The 19554-nt window shown below is 56.0% G+C and carries 17 protein-coding genes and 2 pseudogenes; 10 read left to right on the top strand and 9 right to left on the bottom strand.

Annotation, left to right across the window (positions count from 1 at the left end; all coding sequences use genetic code 11):
• Window positions 1–232: 232 nt before the first annotated feature.
• From ACOTY9_RS10800 to betI, 6 genes are all read right to left on the bottom strand, one after another.
• Window positions 233–880 carry an anti-sigma factor gene (locus ACOTY9_RS10800; protein WP_032637239.1) on the bottom strand — a complete coding sequence of 216 codons (648 nt, stop codon included), beginning with the start codon at window positions 878–880 and terminating at the stop codon, window positions 233–235.
• Window positions 877–1431, bottom strand: coding sequence for an RNA polymerase sigma factor (locus ACOTY9_RS10795; RefSeq protein WP_063614036.1), 555 nt, complete (start codon window positions 1429–1431; stop codon window positions 877–879). The genes ACOTY9_RS10800 and ACOTY9_RS10795 overlap by 4 nt, the downstream gene beginning before the upstream one ends.
• Before the next feature lie 43 nt (window positions 1432–1474).
• The gene (locus tag ACOTY9_RS10790) at window positions 1475–2038 is read right to left on the bottom strand and encodes a fasciclin domain-containing protein (protein ID WP_014882930.1); all 564 of its coding nucleotides are present in this window, start codon (window positions 2036–2038) and stop codon (window positions 1475–1477) included.
• 150 nt (window positions 2039–2188) lie between these two features.
• Entirely contained in the window at window positions 2189–3853 is a 1665-nt protein-coding gene (betA, locus tag ACOTY9_RS10785; protein ID WP_421637343.1) for a choline dehydrogenase, read from the bottom strand.
• Window positions 3854–3866: 13 nt separating this feature from the next.
• On the bottom strand, window positions 3867–5339 hold the full coding sequence (betB, locus tag ACOTY9_RS10780; protein WP_047344427.1) for a betaine-aldehyde dehydrogenase: 1473 nt from the start codon (window positions 5337–5339) through the stop codon (window positions 3867–3869).
• A gap of 13 nt (window positions 5340–5352) precedes the next feature.
• Window positions 5353–5940 (bottom strand): transcriptional regulator BetI, encoded by a 588-nt coding sequence (betI, locus tag ACOTY9_RS10775; RefSeq protein WP_014882933.1) that lies wholly within the window; start codon window positions 5938–5940, stop codon window positions 5353–5355.
• 128 nt (window positions 5941–6068) lie between these two features.
• Between betI and betT the strand changes: the two genes are divergently transcribed.
• The 6 genes from betT to ACOTY9_RS10745 all read left to right on the top strand — a co-directional run bounded on the left by betT (window position 6069) and on the right by ACOTY9_RS10745 (window position 14744).
• Entirely contained in the window at window positions 6069–8102 is a 2034-nt protein-coding gene (gene betT / locus ACOTY9_RS10770) for a choline BCCT transporter BetT (RefSeq protein ID WP_421637342.1), read from the top strand.
• A gap of 1065 nt (window positions 8103–9167) precedes the next feature.
• Window positions 9168–9743, top strand: coding sequence for a hypothetical protein (locus ACOTY9_RS10765; protein WP_230278590.1), 576 nt, complete (start codon window positions 9168–9170; stop codon window positions 9741–9743).
• Between the two features lie 115 nt (window positions 9744–9858).
• Entirely contained in the window at window positions 9859–10413 is a 555-nt protein-coding gene (locus ACOTY9_RS10760) for a fimbrial protein (RefSeq protein WP_347484394.1), read from the top strand.
• Window positions 10414–10473: 60 nt separating this feature from the next.
• The gene (locus ACOTY9_RS10755) at window positions 10474–11151 is read left to right on the top strand and encodes a fimbrial biogenesis chaperone (protein WP_023332342.1); all 678 of its coding nucleotides are present in this window, start codon (window positions 10474–10476) and stop codon (window positions 11149–11151) included.
• Between the two features lie 172 nt (window positions 11152–11323).
• Entirely contained in the window at window positions 11324–13687 is a 2364-nt protein-coding gene (locus ACOTY9_RS10750; RefSeq protein WP_348565706.1) for a fimbria/pilus outer membrane usher protein, read from the top strand.
• A gap of 76 nt (window positions 13688–13763) precedes the next feature.
• Window positions 13764–14744, top strand: a complete 981-nt coding sequence (locus ACOTY9_RS10745; protein ID WP_023332344.1) for a fimbrial protein — start codon at window positions 13764–13766, stop codon at window positions 14742–14744.
• Window positions 14745–14849: 105 nt separating this feature from the next.
• Here the strand turns inward: ACOTY9_RS10745 and ACOTY9_RS10740 are convergent.
• A pseudogene (locus tag ACOTY9_RS10740) lies at window positions 14850–15168 on the bottom strand (methionine synthase); the annotation flags it as partial.
• 18 nt (window positions 15169–15186) lie between these two features.
• Window positions 15187–15316 (bottom strand): annotated as a pseudogene (locus ACOTY9_RS10735) (putative oxygenase MesX); the annotation flags it as partial.
• Between the two features lie 156 nt (window positions 15317–15472).
• Here ACOTY9_RS10735 and ACOTY9_RS10730 point away from each other — a divergent pair.
• The 4 genes from ACOTY9_RS10730 to ACOTY9_RS10715 are packed head-to-tail and all read left to right on the top strand — an operon-like array spanning window position 15473 to window position 18883.
• The gene (locus tag ACOTY9_RS10730) at window positions 15473–16384 is read left to right on the top strand and encodes a metal ABC transporter substrate-binding protein (protein WP_023332345.1); all 912 of its coding nucleotides are present in this window, start codon (window positions 15473–15475) and stop codon (window positions 16382–16384) included.
• A gap of 2 nt (window positions 16385–16386) precedes the next feature.
• Window positions 16387–17193, top strand: coding sequence for an iron/manganese ABC transporter ATP-binding protein SitB (gene sitB / locus ACOTY9_RS10725; RefSeq protein ID WP_063861205.1), 807 nt, complete (start codon window positions 16387–16389; stop codon window positions 17191–17193).
• Entirely contained in the window at window positions 17190–18047 is an 858-nt protein-coding gene (gene sitC / locus ACOTY9_RS10720; RefSeq protein WP_421637341.1) for an iron/manganese ABC transporter permease subunit SitC, read from the top strand. Before sitB ends, sitC begins: the two co-directional genes overlap by 4 nt.
• A complete protein-coding gene (locus tag ACOTY9_RS10715) occupies window positions 18044–18883 on the top strand; it encodes a metal ABC transporter permease (RefSeq protein WP_023338157.1) in 840 nt (279 codons plus the stop codon). Before sitC ends, ACOTY9_RS10715 begins: the two co-directional genes overlap by 4 nt.
• Here the strand turns inward: ACOTY9_RS10715 and entD are convergent.
• Window positions 18837–19511: an enterobactin synthase subunit EntD gene (gene entD / locus ACOTY9_RS10710; RefSeq protein ID WP_071922501.1), complete on the bottom strand. Its 675-nt coding sequence runs from the start codon at window positions 19509–19511 to the stop codon at window positions 18837–18839. The two genes, ACOTY9_RS10715 and entD, sit on opposite strands and share 47 nt — an antisense overlap.
• Between the last annotated feature and the right edge of the window lie 43 nt (window positions 19512–19554).

Below are 19554 nucleotides of genomic sequence, written 5' to 3'. Positions count from 1 at the left end.
GGAGGTGTTAATGAATAATGACAAATTCATTAACGCGGATTTTTGATATATTGTGTATCGGAAATAAAATGATGGCTGTTTAAAACTTAATGGAGTGTGGAAGAGTCTGTCAATATCATATTTTTAATATTTAAACGGATTACATGCCTAACGTTTATTTCTTATATGTAAGCGAGAATAGTATAAAAAGAAATGGGGTGACGCTGGAGGCCCTGCGAACAAGGCCTAAGGATTAGATTTTGCCACTATAAAGCACCGGGCCTGTTGGCAAGCCAGTGGGTGATCCGCCCTCTGGTTCAAGGCTTATCGCTATCGTGGCGCCAGGAGGAAGCGTTGTGTTCCTGAGGGTCACCTTCGTTGGGATATCGTTATGCAGCAGCCCCAGCGAGACAGGGGCCTGTCCGGTCGGGATCAGCCAAAGCTGCAGGCTGTGCTGCGCCGGGACGGCGGCGGGGCCGAGAGGTGCAATACTCAGCTGCTGACGGCGGCTGTCCGCACTCACTACCCACTGCCCGCGCTGTTGGGCATCGTTGAGCACAATCAGCGGTGCGAGCGCTGGCGTGCGGGTGGAGTACCACGTCACGACGCTAAAGGCGGCAAGGCCGGCGGCCACCATCCAGCCGAGGTAAGGTCGCCAGTTGCGCACCGGCCGGTTGGGCGGCAGTTCGAGGGCAATTTTTTTCCACACCGACTCAGGAGGCGTGATGGGGACGAGGTGGCTATCGAGCGTGCTGAACATCTCCTGCCAGTACGCTACGCGCGCAGCCAGCGCTGGTTCCGCGGCAAGCCTTTTCTGGAACTGAAGCCGCGCGCCTCCCCGCAGGGTGCCGAGGGCATATTCTGCTGCCAGCATGTCGTCGCGTTTTTCTGCGTCATTCATAGCCCCACACACTCCCGAAGATGATCCATTGCGCGACGTATCCAGCTTTTCACTGAGCCTACGGGCTGCTGGAGCCAGTCGGCAATATCGCTGTGAGACATCCCCTGATAGTAGGCGAGCGTAATGCTCTGGCGCTGCTCGCTGCTCAAATGTTCGAGACAGTGCCTGAGCCGTTCTGCCTGTGCATCGTCGTGCCAGCTGTTCTGCTCATCGTTCTCGCCCGGGAGAAGCGCTTCGTTATACGCCGTCTCGCGGTCGGCGGCCCGGGTTTGCCCGCTGCGCAGCCAGTCTATACAGCGGTTGCGAACAATGTGCGTAAGCCAGGTCATCGGGGAACTGAGGGCGGCGTTATAGGTTTCGGCTTTACTCCAGACCGTGAGAAAACAGTCGTGAAGGATCTCTTCTGCCCATGCTCGGTCACGCAACATGCGCAGCGCGACGGCAAACAGATGCGGCGAGGTGAGTCGGTAGAGTTGTTCAAATGCACGGCGATCGCCCTTCGCGATCGCCTGCATTAATTTCTGCTGCTGTTCAGCCAGCGCGTTATCCATGTTTTCCCCGAAAGGCAACGGCACACTTCCGAAGTATAGACAACTACTTAGGCATCAGAACGGTATCAATGACATCGATCACGCCATTTTTTTGATGAACGTCGTAGGTGCTGATGTTTGCTACATTGCCCTGACCATCCTTAAGCTGAATATTGTGCAGGCCGTTGCTCATGATCCACAGCGGCTGACCGTTAACGGTCTTCAGCTCCGCGCGACCGCCACCCTGTTTAATTTTCTGCTCCAGCGCTTTCATATCGTAATTACCGGCAACCACGTGGTAGGTCAGGATGCTGGTTAGCAGGGCTTTGTTTTCGGGTTTGACCAGGTTATCGACCGTGCCAGCGGGCAATTTTGCAAACGCCGCATTGGTCGGCGCAAACACGGTGAACGGTCCTTTGCTCTGCAGCGTATCCACCAGTCCGGCAGCTTTGACAGCGGCCACCAGAGTCGTGTGATCTTTCGAGTTCACGGCGTTTTCAACAATATTTTTGCTCGGGAACATTGCCGCTCCGCCCACCATCACGGTGTCAGACGTCATGGCTGCTGATGCGCCTGCACAGAAGAGTAAAGCGCTGGTTACGAATGCAACACGGGTTAGCTTTTTCATCATCATTCCTCGGATTGGGGAGCAAAGGGGTTGCTCACATACCCATATACGAAGGCAGGGTGGAAACTGGATGCAGGGAAATGAAAATAAATTTAGGAGACGTTTATTCCCTCTCCCCTGTGGGGAGAGGGTAAGGGGGAGGGGGCACCCTCAGCGGCGAACCGGCGCCCCGTTCGCGACATAATACGCGGCCGTGCTCTTCGCCAGCGGTTCGCGCCCGCGAATGGCGTCTGCAATCTTCTCGCCAATCATGATGGTGGTGGCGTTCAGGTTACCGGTGATGATCTGCGGCATGATCGACGCATCCACCACGCGCAGCCCTTCCAGCCCGTGAACGCGGCCTTCGCCGTCGACAACCGCCATTTCGTCATAGCCCATCTTACAGGTACCGCACGGGTGGAAGGCGGTTTCGGCGTGGTTGCGCACGAACTCGTCCAGCTGTTCGTCGGTCTGGCACTCGACGCCCGGGCTGATCTCGCGACCGCGGTACTTGTCCAGCGCAGGCTGGTGCATGATCTCACGGGTTATACGGATCGCGTCGCGGAACTCCTGCCAGTCCTGCTCGTGGGACATATAGTTGAACAGGATCGCCGGATGCTGATGCGGATCGCGCGACTTGATGCGCACGTGGCCGCGGCTCGGCGAGCGCATGGAGCCGACGTGGCACTGGAAGCCGTGCTCTTTTACCGCATTCGAACCGTTGTAGTTAATCGCCACCGGCAGGAAGTGGTACTGAATGTTCGGCCACGAGAACTCCTGGCGGCTGCGGATAAACCCGCCCGCTTCGAAGTGGTTGCTCGCCCCCACGCCGGTGCCGCCAAACAGCCATTCAGCGCCAATCTTCGGCTGGTTCCACCACTGCAGGGCAGGGTAGAGGGAGACCGGCTCTTTGCATTCGTACTGGAGGTACATCTCCAGGTGATCCTGCAGGTTTTCGCCCACGCCGGGCAGGTCGTGCACCAGCGGGATATCGAACTGCTTCAGCAGCTCCGCGCTGCCCACGCCGGAACGCTGGAGGATCTGCGGGGAGGCAATGGCGCCTGCGCTCAGCAGCACCTCTTTGTTCGCCGTCGCTTTCGACGGAATCGTGCTTTCGCCTTCCAGCCACTCGACGCCCACCGCGCGCTTGCCTTCAAAGAGGATGCGGTCGGTCATGGCGTGGGTACGGATGGTCAGGTTCGGGCGTTGCTTTGCCTGGTCCAGATAGCCGCGCGCGGTGCTGGCGCGTCGGCCCTTCGGCGTGACCGTGCGGTCCATCGGGCCGAAGCCTTCCTGCTGATAGCCGTTGAGATCGTCCGTGCGCGGGTAGCCCGCCTGCACGCCCGCTTCCACCATCGCCTCAAACAGTGGGTTCACGCCCGGTTTGGAGGTGGTAACGCTCACCGGACCGTCGCCGCCGTGGTAGTCGTTCGGGCCCACGTCGCGCGTCTCTGCCTTGCGGTAGTACGGCAGGCAGTTGAGATAGCTCCAGTGCTCCAGACCCGGCTCTTTCGCCCAGTGGTCGAGATCCATCGCGTTACCGCGGATGTAGCACATGCCGTTGATCAGCGACGAACCGCCCAGCCCTTTACCGCGCCCGCACTCCATGCGGCGGTTGTTCATAAACGGCTCTGGCTCGGTTTCATACGCCCAGTTGTAGCGCTTGCCCTGCAGCGGGAACGCCAGCGCGGCAGGCATCTGGGTGCGGAAGTCAAAGCGGTAATCCGGTCCGCCCGCCTCAAGCAGCAGCACGGTGGTATTCGGATCTTCAGTCAGTCGTGTTGCCAGTACGTTGCCGGCAGAGCCGGCGCCGATAATGATGTAGTCAAATTGCAAAAAAACCTCCCGGTTAAAATATGGACTGGAATTTACCCATCTCAACCTGGATGGACTTCACCTGGGTGTAGCTCTGCAGCGTCATAACGCCGTTCTCGCGGCCAATGCCGGAGTGTTTGTAACCGCCCACCGGCATCTCTGCGGCGGATTCACCCCAGGTGTTGATCCAGCAGATGCCCGCTTCGAGCTGATGAATCGCGCCGTGGGCGCGGTTCAGATCGGCAGTGACGATACCCGCCGCCAGTCCGTAGTCGGTATCGTTGGCGCGGCGAATCGCTTCTTCATCGGTTTCATAGGTGAGGATGGACATCACCGGGCCGAAGATCTCTTCGCGCACGATGGTCATCTCGTCGGTGCAGTCGGTGAACACGGTCGGGGCCACCCACGCGCCGTTATCAAACCCTTCGCCCTTCAGCACGTCGCCGCCGCACAGCACGCGCGCGCCTTCTTCTTTACCTTTGGCGATGTAGCGCAGCACGCTGTCGCGGTGCGGGAAGCTGACCATCGGGCCAAAGTTGGTTTTCACATCGAACAGATCCCCCGCGCGGATGCGGCCCACGCGCTCAACGATTTTCTGCTCAAACGCGGCCTTAAATTTCGCGGGCACGAACACGCGGGTGCCGTTGGTGCAGACCTGACCGGAGCTGAAGAAGTTGGCCATCATGGCGATGTCTGCCGCCAGATCCAGATCCGCATCGTCGAAAACAATCAGCGGCGATTTGCCGCCCAGCTCCATCGTCACCTCTTTCAGTGACGAGGCCGCCGAGTTGGCCATCACCTTTTTGCCGCTGGCAACGCCGCCGGTAAAGGAGACCTTCGCGATGCCCGGATGCTCGGTCAGGTACTGGCCGGTCTCCGCGCCTACGCCTGGCAGGACGTTAAACACGCCGTCCGGCAGACCCGCTTCGGTATAGATTTCGGCAAGCTTGAGGGCGGTGAGCGGCGTCACTTCGCTCGGCTTGAAGATCATCGCGTTGCCCGCCGCCAGCGCCGGGGCCGATTTCCACAGGGCGATCTGGATCGGGTAGTTCCACGCGCCGATGCCCGCCACCACGCCCAGTGGCTCGCGGCGGGTGTAGACGAATGAGGTGTCGCGCAGCGGGATCTGGCTGCCTTCCAGCGCCGGGATCAGCCCTGCGTAATACTCCAGTACGTCCGCGCCGGTGACGATGTCCACGGTCGAGGTTTCGGAATACGCTTTACCGGTATCGAGGGTTTCCAGCTTCGCCAGCGCGTCGTTACGCTCGCGCAGGATATCCACGGCGCGACGCAGGATGCGTGAGCGCTCCATGGCGGTCATTGCCGCCCAAATTTTTTGCCCGCGTGTTGCGCTTTCCACGGCGCGGTCGACGTCTTCACGCCCGGCGGCCTGAACGCTCGCCAGGACTTCACCGTTGGCCGGGTTGATGGTCTCGAAGGTGCGACCGCTGGTGGCGGGTGTATAACCACCATTGATATAAAGCTGCTGTTCTGCCATTCGGGACATACTTTCTCCTCGGTTATTCGGTCGGTAAATGCTGGCTGATAAAGTGGCTGGTGAGCGACTGGGCCAGCGTTTTATCCAGCGGTTTGCCGCTCAGTGCGGCACGCAGCCAAAGCCCGTCGATCAGTGCCGCCAGCCCGTAGCCCGCTTCCTGCGCCTGCTCGCGCGGCAGTTCGCGGCGGAACTCGTACACCAGGTTCGACAGCAGGCGGCGGCTGCTGACCTGCTGCAGACGGTAGAGCATCGGCTGGTGCATGCTGCTCGCCCAGAAGGCCAGCCAGGCTTTCATTGCCGCGCTGCTGATCTGGGTTTCATCAAAATTGCCGCCGACAATCGCCTGTAATCGCTGCTCCGCGCTGCCGTCCGGCAGGGCGTGCAAGCGGCTTAATACCGCATCGCGCAACTGCCCGGTGATGTCGCGCATGGTCGCTTCCAGCAGACCGTTTTTGTCTTTGAAATAGTGACTGATGATCCCCGTGGAAACGCCCGCCCGACGGGCGATCTGTGCGATGGTTGCGTCGTGCATTCCCACTTCATTTATTGCTTCCAGCGTGGCGTTAATAAGCTGCCTGCGCCGGATCGGCTGCATCCCCACTTTGGGCATTGTTGCCACTCCATTCATCAGCGTTGGTAATACATTAAAGCGGTTTTTGATTGGACGTTCAATATAAAATGTGTCTTAATTGTTGCGGATTTGGATTTTAATAGTTACAAAAACAGTGGGGATACTGGATGACAGACCTTTCACAAGACAGAGAAAAAGACAAAATCAACCCGGTCGTTTTTTATACTTCCGCCGGGCTGATTTTGTTGTTTTCCCTGACGACGATCTTCTTTCGTGATTTTTCCGCCGAGTGGATTGGGCACACGCTGAACTGGGTGTCGAAGACCTTTGGCTGGTACTATCTTCTGGCGGCGACGCTCTATATTGTCTTCGTGGTTTGCATCGCCTGCTCGCGCTTCGGTTCGGTGAAGCTTGGGCCAGAGCAGTCCAAGCCCGAGTTCAGCCTGCTGAGCTGGGCCGCAATGCTGTTTGCTGCGGGTATCGGCATCGACCTGATGTTCTTCTCCGTGGCTGAACCGGTCACGCAGTATATGCAGCCGCCGGAAGGGGCAGGGCAGACGATGGAGGCCGCGCGCCAGGCGATGGTCTGGACGCTGTTCCACTACGGCCTGACGGGCTGGTCGATGTACGCCCTGATGGGGATGGCGCTCGGATACTTTAGCTACCGTTATAATTTGCCCCTCACTATCCGCTCTGCGCTGTACCCGATTTTTGGCAAAAAAATTAACGGGCCGATTGGTCACACCGTTGATATCGCAGCAGTGATTGGCACCATCTTCGGCATCGCGACCACGCTCGGTACCGGCGTGGTGCAGCTCAACTACGGGCTAAGCGTGCTGTTTGATATTCCGGATTCAATGGCGGCGAAAGCGGCGCTGATTGCGCTCTCCGTGATTATCGCCACCATCTCGGTGACCTCCGGCGTGGACAAGGGCATCCGCGTGCTCTCCGAGCTGAACGTCGCGCTGGCGCTGGGCCTGATCCTGTTCGTGCTGTTTATGGGCGACACCTCGTTCCTGCTCAACGCGCTGGTGCTCAACGTGGGCGACTACGTGAACCGCTTTATGGGGATGACGCTGAACAGTTTCGCCTTCGACCGTCCGGTGGAGTGGATGAATAACTGGACGCTGTTCTTCTGGGCGTGGTGGGTTGCGTGGTCGCCGTTTGTCGGCCTGTTCCTGGCGCGAATTTCGCGCGGGCGCACCATCCGCCAGTTTGTGATGGGCACGCTGATTATCCCGTTCACCTTTACCCTGCTGTGGCTGTCGATTTTCGGCAACAGCGCGCTGCACGAGATCATCCACGGCAATGCGGGTTTTGCTCAGGAAGCGATGGCGCACCCGGAGCGCGGCTTCTACAGCCTGCTGGCGCAGTACCCGGCGTTCACCTTTAGCGCCTCCGTGGCGACCATCACCGGGCTGCTGTTCTACGTCACCTCAGCGGACTCCGGCGCGCTGGTGCTGGGGAACTTCACCTCGAAGCTGAAGGACATCAACAGCGACGCGCCGAACTGGCTGCGCATCTTCTGGTCGGTCGCCATCGGTCTTCTGACGCTCGGCATGCTGATGACCAACGGTATTTCGGCGCTGCAGAACACGACGGTGATCATGGGCCTGCCGTTTAGCTTCGTCATCTTCTTCGTGATGGCCGGGCTGTATAAATCGCTCAAAGTGGAAGACTATCGCCGCGTCAGCGCCAGCCGTGATACCGCGCCGCGTCCGATGGGCGCGCAGGACAGGCTGAGCTGGAAGAAACGTCTGTCGCGCCTGATGAACTACCCGGGCACGCGCTACACCAAACAGATGATGGAGACGGTCTGCTTCCCGGCGATGGAGGAAGTCGCACAGGAGTTGCGCCTGCGGGGTGCCTACGTGGAGCTGAAAAATCTGCCGCCGGATGAAGGCGAAAACCTGGGGCACCTGGATCTGCTGGTGCACATGGGCGACGAGCAAAACTTCGTCTACCAGATCTGGCCGCAGCAGTATTCCGTGCCCGGGTTTACCTACCGGGCGCGCAGCGGGAAATCGACCTACTATCGGCTGGAAACTTTCCTGCTGGAAGGTAGCCAGGGGAACGACCTGATGGACTACAGCAAGGAGCAGGTGATTACGGACATTCTGGACCAGTACGAGCGCCACCTGAACTTTATCCATCTGCACAGGGAAGCGCCGGGGAATAGCGTGATGTTCCCGGATACCTGATTCCTTCAAACGTCTTCCGATGATCTACGGGCAAGGTTGTTAGCAAACCTTGCCCTTTTTTTTGCCTGCATGAAGCCGTGACCATTATTGTTAATTTGCGACGAGAAAATTGATCTGGGAACGGTTAATAACTCAAGCTTTTGATTTTATTTATTTAAATGTGATTTTTGGAATTGCCTGGACTGTTTTGAATGTAAAGAATGTTCAGTATTTGTCAGCTTTCACTTGGGAAAATCGCAAAAGATGTCACGAAAAATCCTAATTTAACCCTATTAAGACTAGGTTTAACAGGGGTGGGATATCCTTGTAACTTATTGATTATAAATAAATGTTTATTTTTTGTGGGTTTTATTGCTAATTGTTCGTTAATTTTAGATAAATATATTGATGTGAAATTTTTGTTTCTGTGTGCGGCAATGAAAAACATAAATGAAACATTTGTGTTTTTAAACTTAAAAAATCAAATTAAGTGGTTTTTTATATCGCATTTAATATTTTTTACAGTGTTTTGCTTTGATAAATTAGTCTCATTGTCACATTTTCTTCATTTTAATAACATTTCAGTGCATCAGATGAACACCGAAACCCTTTCGAATGGAGAAGACGCCGACATGGAAATGAGAATGATAAACTTCTAAGGAGTCTTTGTGCCTTTTGTCTCTGACGAGCTTCTGTATGGATACACGATTTTTCATCATCTTGAGTACCGGCTTTCAACCAGAACGCTTATCAATATCAAGAATGGACGTATTAAAAGATTCGGCATGACGAAAGCAAGACTGTTCGAGTATCTCCTGGCGGGGATGGATAACGAAATTGTCTACGATAATGACATCATCATACACGTGTTTGATGATTATGGACTACGGTGCTCGAAATCCTATTTGTTGTCCATGATGAAGAAAATCCAGAACGCATTTAATACCGTGGGCTTTGAACGATATCCTTTTACCAGAATCTATGGGAAAGCGTACAAAATAGACTGCGGTTCGTTAGAACGGATATATGTTGTAAAACCTCCTTCACATTGACGATGATAAATTTCATAAGGAATGAGTTTTGACGGTGCTATTAGTTTTTTCAAGAAACTTTGCCATGAGGCAGGCAATTAAAACATTGAACTCAGCCAATAGAGAAATATTTTATTTTGACAATCGGCTGGAGTTCTTAGTAAGCGCGACCATTCTGGATAAATCTTACATTCTCATCGATACAATAGGAGAAAGTAGCGAGAATATCCGATGGCTCTATTATCGCCTTGCGGCGAGGGGATTAATGCGCCTTACCTATTTTATTGCGCCAGAGAACAATGCGGAGAACGGCTTTTTAAAATTCTTCCGCCTTGTTACTACGCTTAAGGATCTCAAGCAGCTGTGCGAGCGCGCCTCTAAACATCGGGCGAATGAAAACCCCTGCGTATTAAAAGACGTGCTGTATCAGAGGCTGTCGACGCGACTGTCGGACGACCATTTGAACTTTCTCCTGAAAATTTATGATAAATCGACGAGCCAGTGCCGAATTAAAAATAAATACGAAATTAACAAAAATTACTATGTTAGAAGTCGACTGGCGTTAGGCAATGGTCTGGAGATGAAACAACTTATTTTACTTTTATCATCGCAAAGCCTGAGATGCTCATAACGATATAACGTCTATTTATTGGCTTAAACGAACATAAATTTAGCGGTCCAGTTCCGCTCTTCCTGCGCAACAGTGAACGTTGCGCAGATACCTTCAATCCTAAGGATATATAGCTATGCAAATGAAGTTAAACAGTGTCATTCGAAATATGGTTATGGCAGCATCCGTTTCTGGAATAACCTTTGCCGCCAGTGCAGCCGATGGACAGATCAACTTTACAGGCACCATTCTGGATTCTGCCTGTACGATTGATACCAATACGGCGAACCAGACCGTTAACCTTGGTAAAATTCCAAAGAGCTCGTTCAACGCGGCCGGGGCCGTTGCTGCCGCAACCCGCTTTAGCATTGTGTTGAATAACTGCCCTGCGGCCGTCACCTCTGCCTCCGTTAAGTTTGACGGCACGGCGGACAGCAGCGACACCAATATTCTTGCGCTGAACAGCGGTCAAACGGCTAAAGGCGTCGGTGTGGCGTTCTATGAAGAAGATGGCATCACCGCAATCCCGCTGGCGACCCAGTCTAAGAGCATCACGCTTGACACCAGCACAGGCGAAGATCCTGCTAACAGCAACAAAATGACCTTCGTGGCGAAATATAAGGCAACGCAGGCTGCCGTGGTTGCGGGTACGGCAAACGCAACGTCAGATTTTACCATTACCTATCAGTAATAAGCCGGGCGTACCCAGGGTACGCCCCATTTTTTCCTGCTGGAATATCGGGGAAGTATGATGAGTCAACTTATTCGAACGATTGTATTATTAGGCACTTGCCTACTCTCCCTGCCGGGCCAGGCCAGCATAACCGTTGGCGGAACGCGCTTAATTTATAATGGAGCTGAAAACGAAGCCTCACTCCCTGTGAGTAACAGTAAGGATGCTGTCCCCTATTTAATTCAGTCATGGATTGAATTAAGCGAAAACTCGAAGGAGCAGGTTCCTTTTATCGTCACGCCACCGCTGTTCCGCCTCGACGGTGGTCATGAAAATACGCTGCGGGTCATTTATACCGGCGAGACGTCGCTGCCTGAAAACCGAGAGTCTGTATTTTGGCTTAACGTAAAATCAATTCCCTCAATGACCCGGTCAGATGAGAACAGGCTGCTTATTGCCGTTAAGACGCGCATGAAGCTTTTCTACCGGCCTGCGGCTCTGGCGTCGGAAAATGCGGGTGAGGCATGGACGCGATTGACGTTTGAACCGCGCGGCGAACGCCTGGTGATTAATAATCCGACGCCGTTCTACGTTTCTCTTTATTCATTAACGGTTGGCAATAAAACGATCGCGCCGCCGCCAATGATTTCCCCCTTGAGTTCCGTAACGGTCGCCGGCAGTGGAAAGCAGGTGGCGTGGAAAGCCATAAATGATTTTGGTGGCGTAACGACAGAAAAGCGCCAGATGCTGAAATAAAAAATATTAACAACACGCTATGTCACTCGCGCAGGTAAGCAAAGTGAATATTGTTTCTTATTCCCGATATGGTTTTTTCTCTGGCTCGTGGCCTCACCGCGTAAGTCGACTCTCGACGATAGCGCTTTTTATTTCGGGCGTTTTTCCCGCGGGCGCGGGCGAACTCTATTTTATGGCTGATGCGCTTGAAAAAATACACTCGACTTCCCAGGGCATCGATCTGGGCCGCTTCGAGCGCGGAGGGCAGTTACCCGGCACCTACAGGGTAGAAATTTGGCTTAATGAAAATTATATCCGAACGGAAAATATCTCTTTTGTTCCTGTAAACGGCATCGGGCTGGCGCCGGAACTTAACCGCAGAGAGCTTGAGTCGCTCGGCGTCAGGGTTAAAGCATTTCCTGAATTAGCCATGCTGCCGGTCGAGACGATTATTACCGACCCCGGCGCATTCATACCGGACGCTAGCGCCCGGCTGGATTTTGACAGGCAGAGGCTGGACATCTCTATCCCGCAATCGGCGCTCAACGCGCGCGCGCGCGGCACCGTTGATCCGTCGCTCTGGAACCAGGGCATTTCTGCGCTGCTGGTCAATTACAGCATCAACGGGTCGCGCAGCTGGAGCCGGGACGGTGAGACGCAGGATCAGCTTTATACCAACCTGCAAAGCGGTATTAACGCGGGGCCGTGGCGCCTGCGCAACTACAGCACCGTGACCAAGAACAACGGGAAACAGTCGTTTTCGTCGCTGAATACGACCCTGAGCCGCGACGTCCAGTTTTTGAGGGGGCAGTTCCAGGTGGGGGAAACCAGTACCCCGGGCGACGTGTTTGACAGCGTGATGTTTCGCGGTGCGCAGATTTTTTCTGATGACACCATGCTGCCGGAGAGCATGCGCGGCTTCGCTCCTGTCATTCGAGGGATCGCCCGCACCAACGCCACGGTCACCGTGAAGCAAAACGGCTACACGGTTTATCAAACCTACGTGGCGCCCGGCAGCTTTGAAATTCGCGATCTCTATCCTACCTCGGCGAGCGGCGATCTGGACATTGTCGTCACCGAAGCCGACGGCAGCGTCCAGCATTTCGTGCAGCCATTCTCTGCGGTTCCCGTCATGCTGCGGGAAGGCCGCGTGAAGTATGCGCTGAGCGCAGGGGAGTATCGAACAACGAAGCATGGCGCGGAAACCCCCTCATTTGGGCTGGGCACGCTGGCCTATGGCCTCTCCAATCATCTCACGCTGTACGGTGGCGTTTTGGGGGCGAGCAACTATGCGTCTGGCGTGCTCGGTACGGGTCTCAGCTTTGGCGACATTGGCTCGCTGTCGGCTGACGTTACTGTTGCCGACAGCCAGCTTGATGATGAGAAAAAACGCCGCAGCCGCGGGCAGTCCTATCGCGTGCAGTATTCGAAAACGGTGGCCACGACTGCTACCACCGTGACGCTCGCCAGCTATCGCTACTCTACGGAAGGGTTTTATACCTTCCAGGAAGTGAATGAATTTAGCAGCCAGCGCTACAACAAGCGAAGCCGACTGCAGCTCAACCTCAGCCAGTCGCTGCAGAGCTGGGGAAACTTTTATATTTCGGCCTATCAGCAGGACTACTGGAGCAAGCGAGGCTATGAGCGCAACGTCAGCACCGGCTTTAACACCAGTATCTGCGACATCAACTACTCGCTCGGCTACACCTACAGTGAAACGCCGGGCAAAAACCGTAAGGACCAGATTCTGGCCTTTAGCCTGCAGGTGCCGCTGAGCAAATGGCTACCGCAAAGCTGGGCCAGCTACAGCGTGAATATGCAAAAGAACGGTCCTGAAACGCATCAGGTGGGGCTGAGCGGCACCGCGCTTGCCGATAACAACCTGAGCTATCTGGTCCAGCAGGGCTATACCTCGTCGGGCGGGGAGTCGAGAAGCGCCGTGAGTGGAACCTATAAGGGCGGCTACGGCACCGTGAGCGCGGGTTACAACCATAGCCGACAGAATAGCCAGCTGAATTTCGGCCTGCAGGGGGGGATCGTGGGTCATGAACACGGCGTGACCTTCTCGCAGCCGCTGGGAGATACCGTTGTGCTGCTGGAGGCGCAGGGCGCGCCCGGCGTAAGGGTACGCAACAACCCCGGCGTTAGAACGGACTGGCGCGGCTACGCGGTGGTGCCCTATGCCAGCGCCTACCAGGAAAACCGGATTGCGATAGACACCGGCTCGCTGGGACCGGACGTGGATGTGGCCGAATCCGTGGTCAACGTTGTGCCGACGCGCGGTGCCGTGGTGCGCGCCACATTCAACGCGCGAACGGGGTACAGGGCCTTGATAACGCTCCTGTATCAAAACTCACCGGTGCCCTTTGGCGCAATGGTAAAGCTTAACGAAAGCGACACGATGAGCATTGTGGGAAGCGATGGCGAGGTTTATATGAGCGGCCTGAATGATGGGGACACTATCACTGTAAGGTGGGGGGCGAAAACCTGCCGCGCCAAAATAACCTTGAACGCCTTACCGGGGAAAATTCAGCGTACCACCGCGGCATGCCGTTAAATTTCTCATGGCCTCGATGCGCATGATGACTTTGGCGAGAGAAGGCCTAAGCCTCACCTAAATGAAGGAACATATGATGTCTACCGTAATGAAAATCGCGACGGCTGCAGTGGGAAGCGCTATATCTCTGAATGCTTTTGCGCTGTGTTCTGCAAACGACGTCGCGGTGAACGTAGATCGGAATATTGTCGTTCAGCGGGATGCGCCCGTTGGAACGGTTTTAGCGACGATAACCACCGTTAACCCCATGACGTGCGATCCTGAGGGCCAGCAAATTGGATATGATGGCTCGTGGTTTATTCAGCTCTCGGGGACGAATGCGGATTATGGCGCCTCGCCGCTGGCCAACGTGCGGGCGACGGAGGTTCCGGGCATCGGCATCCGCTGGAAGAACTTTTCCAGCACCACGCAAAGCAGCGAGTTTGTCACCCGGATGAATCTCAATAATGCGAGCTGGAGGCGAGGGATCCTCCAGAATGGCGTATCAACGTTCACGGATACCTTCGAGCTGATTAAAACCAGCACTACCCCCGCGACGGGCTCAATACCGGCGCTGACGCTAAATATGGAATACAGCACGCCGGTCAGTAATAATATTAAACGCCTGCCGCTTTATAAATATATCTTTTCGCCGATGAACATCAGCACTGCATCCTGTCAGATTCAGGATAAAAATTTGAATATCAATATGGGGATTGCGCTGTTGCCGAAGTTTAACGGCGTGGGCAGCACCCAGAATCCGGTAACGTTTTCCATCCCGCTTATTTGTGGTGAACAGACCGCGGTGAATGTAACGCTGGATAACGTCAGCCCGCTTGCCGATGCTGCCAACGGCGTCCTGGGGTTAAACAGTAGCTCGACGGCAAAAGGCCTGGGCATTCAGTTGAAATATAATGATGCGCCGGTACAGTTCGGCAAGTTAATTAAATACGGCACGACCACCTCGCCGGGGGAGGTGGTGAATATTCCCTTCAAGGCCGCGTATTACATGACTTCAGCGAATGCGCGGTCAGGCTCGGTGAGCGCCACGGCGTCCTTCACCCTGACCTACCGCTAGCACATTATTCGCGGCGATAAGCGAAAGGGGGCCATCTGGCCCCCTTTACCCCTGTCTGAACGTTGTGCTTATTTCCCCGGCAGCTCCCTGCGCACAATTTCTCCCCCCGCGCTCAGCGTGGCCAGCTTGCCGCGCGTTCCAGTCTCTCACCTCGTCAAAGAAGACGTTAAACGCGGTTCGTCGAACTGGATAATGTCCACGCCCGCCGCCTCAAGCTCTTTCGCCTCCTGGTTAAGGATGCGGGCAAACTCCCAGGCCAGCCTTTCGCATCTTCAACGAAGACCGGCTTCAGGCGCGATAGCGCACCTACCACCGCCGGCACGCTCGCGTCATAGCGATTGCGGATTTTCACCACTTCGCGCTTCTCAAAATCCACGCCGTTCAGGTGTTCAATAAAGGGGGGGGCGAAGTGCTGGCGCGTCCTGCTGGTATTCAGCGCCTAACGCAGGTTTTGCTGACGGCTTTCTCCGCGCGCTAAATTCGCAAAGTTGGTGGTAATACGCGTTTTTTGAAGGGGTTATAGTCTCATCGAAACGAATGCTTTTTAAGGTGAAGACAAAAGGTTTTGTCATCGTAAAGGGCGGGGCGGCGGCACCAGTTTCGCGCAGCGTCACCCGTCGCGCCAAAATCAATAATGATAACTATTTTCATTTGATTATAGCCTGTGCTATACAATATAGCTAAGGCTAATTTCGGTATGTTTTTAACCACTTCAGGAGAATTCTGCGATGCACCTACTGCAAGGATTGAAGCGTCTGTTGTTCAGCTCGCTGCTACTGACCGCGGCCACCGCGGGCGCGCAGGCGGCTGAAAAATTCCAGGTCATCACGACCTTTACCGTTATCGCTGATATGGCGAAAAACGTGGCGGGGGACGCCGCAGAAGTCACTTCCATCACCAAACCGGGTGCTGAAATCCATGAGTACCAGCCGACGCCCGGCGACATCAAGCGCGCCCAGAAGGCGCAGCTGATTCTGGCCAACGGCATGAACCTTGAGCTGTGGTTCCAGCGGTTTTATCAGCATCTGAACGGCGTGCCGGAAGTGATTGTCACCAAAGGCATTACGCCGATGGGGATCGGGGAAGGGCCGTATAACGGCAAACCCAACCCGCACGCGTGGATGTCTCCGGATAACGCCCTGATTTACGTCGATAACATTCGTGACGCGCTGGTAAAGTACGACCCGGCGAATGCGCAGACCTATCAGCGCAACGCTGAAGCCTATAAGCAGAAGATCACCGCCACCCTCGAACCGCTGCGTAAGCAGGTTGCGGAGATCCCGGAAGATAAACGCTGGATGGTCACCAGTGAAGGGGCGTTCTCCTATCTGGCGCGGGATCTGGGCCTGAAAGAGCTTTATCTGTGGCCGATCAACGCCGATCAGCAGGGCACGCCTCAGCAGGTGCGCAAGGTTATCGATCTGGTGAAAAAACATCGCATCCCGGCGGTGTTCAGCGAAAGTACGGTCTCCGATAAACCCGCGCGCCAGGTGGCACGGGAAACCGATACCCATTACGGTGGCGTGCTGTACGTTGACTCCCTGAGCGCAGAAAACGGCCCGGTGCCGACCTATATCGATCTGTTGAACGTCACGACCCGCACGCTGGTGCAGGGCATCCGTGACGGCATGAAGGAGTAACCATGCAGAAGGGGATTGTCGTAACCGATTTGACCGTGACCTACCGTAACGGTCATACCGCATTGCGTGATGCCTCGTTCAGCGTGCCGGGCGGTTCGATTGCCGCACTGGTCGGCGTGAACGGTTCCGGCAAATCTACGCTGTTTAAGGCGGTGATGGGCTTTGTACGGGCGGCAAGCGGCACGATCACTATTCTGGGATTACCGCCTCACCGGGCGCTCCGTCAGAACCTGGTCGCCTACGTGCCGCAGTCGGAAGAGGTTGACTGGTCGTTCCCGGTGCTGGTGGAAGACGTGGTGATGATGGGCCGCTACGGACATATGGGTTTTTTGCGTCGGCCAAAAGCGCTGGATCGGCAGATCGTCACCGACGCTCTGAAACGGGTGGATATGCTTGAGCTGCGCCATCGGCAGATTGGCGAGCTCTCCGGCGGGCAAAAGAAACGCGTGTTTCTGGCGCGGGCGATTGCCCAGCAGGGCGAGGTGATCCTGCTCGACGAGCCGTTTACCGGCGTGGACGTTAAAACTGAAGCCAGAATTATCACCCTGCTGCGGGAACTGCGCGATGAGGGCAAAACCATGCTGGTATCGACCCACAATTTAGGCTCCGTCTCCGGGTTTTGCGATTACACGGTCATGGTCAAAGGTACCGTGCTGGCAAGCGGCCCGACGGAAACTACCTTTACCGCCGAAAATCTGGAGCGCGCCTTCAGCGGCGTGCTGCGCCACGTGGTGCTCAGCGGCTCTGAAGATCGCATTATTACCGACGATGAACGCCCCTTCGTGACGCACCGTCAGGAGGTAAAATGAGCGTACTTCTGGAACCCTTCGGCTACGAGTACATGCTGAACGCGATGTGGGTTTCGGCGATGGTGGGCGGGCTGTGCGCGTTTCTCTCGTGCTATCTGATGCTAAAAGGCTGGTCGCTGATTGGCGATGCGCTCTCGCACTCCATCGTACCGGGCGTGGCGGGAGCCTACATGCTCGGGCTGCCGTTTTCGCTGGGGGCGTTCCTGTCGGGCGGGCTGGCGGCGGGCAGCATGCTGTTTCTCAACCAGCGCAGCCGCCTGAAAGAGGACGCCATCATCGGGCTGATCTTCTCCTCCTTTTTCGGCCTCGGACTGTTTATGGTCTCACTCAACCCGACCTCGGTGAATATTCAGACTATCGTCCTCGGGAATATCCTCGCCATTGCCCCGGAAGACATCGTCCAGCTGGCGATTATCGGCGTGGTGTCGATGCTTGTTCTGCTGTTCAAATGGAAAGATTTGATGGTGACCTTTTTTGATGAGAACCACGCCCGCGCCATCGGTCTGCGTCCTGAACGTCTGAAGATCCTTTTCTTTACCCTGCTGGCGGTTTCCACCGTGGCTGCGCTGCAAACCGTCGGCGCATTTCTGGTGATCTGTCTGGTGGTCACGCCCGGCGCGACCGCGTGGCTGCTGACCGATCGCTTCCCGCGACTGCTGATGATTGCCGTTGCCATGGGTAGCATTACCAGCTTCCTCGGCGCGTGGGCGAGCTATTATCTCGACGGCGCGACCGGCGGCATTATCGTGGTCGCCCAGACGCTGCTGTTCCTGCTGGCGTTCGTCTTTGCGCCGAAGCACGGGCTGCTCGCCAGCCGCCGCCAGGCGCGTCAGGCGCAGGAGGTCCACCCATGATCGCGCTGCTCCTTGAACCCTTCCAGTTTGCGTTTATGAACAACGCGCTGCTGATTTCACTGCTGGTCGCCGTGCCCTGCGCGCTGCTGTCGGTTTTTCTGGTGCTCAAGGGCTGGGCGCTGATGGGCGACGCCATGAGCCATGCGGTGTTTCCCGGCGTCGTGCTGGCCTGGATGATGGGGCTGCCGCTGGCGCTGGGCGCATTCATTGCCGGTCTGTTCTGCGCGGTCGCCACCGGATACCTGAAAGACAATAGCCGCATCAAGCAGGATACGGTTATGGGGATCGTCTTTTCCGGCATGTTCGGTGCCGGGTTGATCCTCTACATCGCCGTCAAACCCGAGGTGCATCTCGACCATATTCTGTTCGGCGATATGCTGGGTATTAACGGGATGGACATTCTGCAAAGCGGGATTGTGGCGGGACTGATTGCGCTGGTGATTGGCCTGAAGTGGCGGGACTTTTTGCTGTTCTGCTTTGATTATCAGCAGGCGCAGGCGAGCGGGTTGCGCACTCGCTGGCTGCACTATGGATTACTGTGCATGGTTTCGCTGACCATCGTGGCGACGCTGAAAGCGGTGGGGATTATTCTGTCGATTTCGTTGCTTATTGCGCCCGGCGCGGTGGCGGTGCTGATCACCCGGCGCTTCCACATGGCGCTGCTGGTGGCGGTAGCCGTTTCCGCGCTCGTGTCCGTAAGCGGCGTCTATGCGTCATTTTATCTCGACAGCGCGCCTGCCCCGACCATCGTCGTGCTGTTCGCGGTCGTGTTTATCGTGACGTTTGTGGTCACCAGCGTGAAGGCCCGTCGACAGGAGAGTGTGACAGCAGGGTGATCGCCTGTTCGCCGTGCTGTTGCCAGTGAACGGTAAAGGCGGTGCCTTCGGGATAGCCCGCGCGCTGGCAGGTCAATGCCAGCGTAAGCGTCTTATCGACGAGCTGCGTGACGCGGGCGCTGTCAAAACCCATCCAGGCCTGCACCTGCGGAAAGAGGGCTTTGAACAGGCTCTCTTTGGCGCTAAACACCAGCGTCAGGGCGAGGGCGAACGGGTAACCCGAGCGGGAAAGGACGCTCTCTTCCTGCGCATCAATAATGCCGTCTTTGATTTCCCGTGCTTCGTTTTCGGGGAGGATCGTTTCGCAATCAATGCCGATAAGCGCAGGGTGGTCGTGCGTAACGACAGCCATCGCCTGCGTGCCGCTGTGGGTGATGCTGCCGGAAACACCCTGTGGCCAGCGCGGTTCCCCGCTGGGGCCGATGCCGGGTACGGTGTTTCCCGGTAAGGCGTGCGCGGCGGCGATGCGCCCGGCAAGATGCTCGGCTTTGCGTTTGCGTCCGGCGTTTGAAAGCTCTGCGTGATGGGGAAGCCAGAGGAGATCGGCGTCGGTAAAAGTGGTGGGGTCGAAGGTGACCCGGTGAACGGTGCGGTCGGCGAGAATGAACGTGCTGTGGGTTGCGTGCATGGTTTCCCCTCACCCTGACCCTCTCCCCGGAGGGGAGAGGGAA

It is taken from the genome of Enterobacter cloacae complex sp. SHL012 (genome assembly GCF_049237505.1).
GTDB classification, from domain to species: Bacteria; Pseudomonadota; Gammaproteobacteria; order Enterobacterales; family Enterobacteriaceae; genus Enterobacter; species Enterobacter kobei.
The sequence above is the reverse complement of the archived record's forward strand: the minus strand, read 5'-3'. Positions and strand labels throughout refer to the sequence as shown.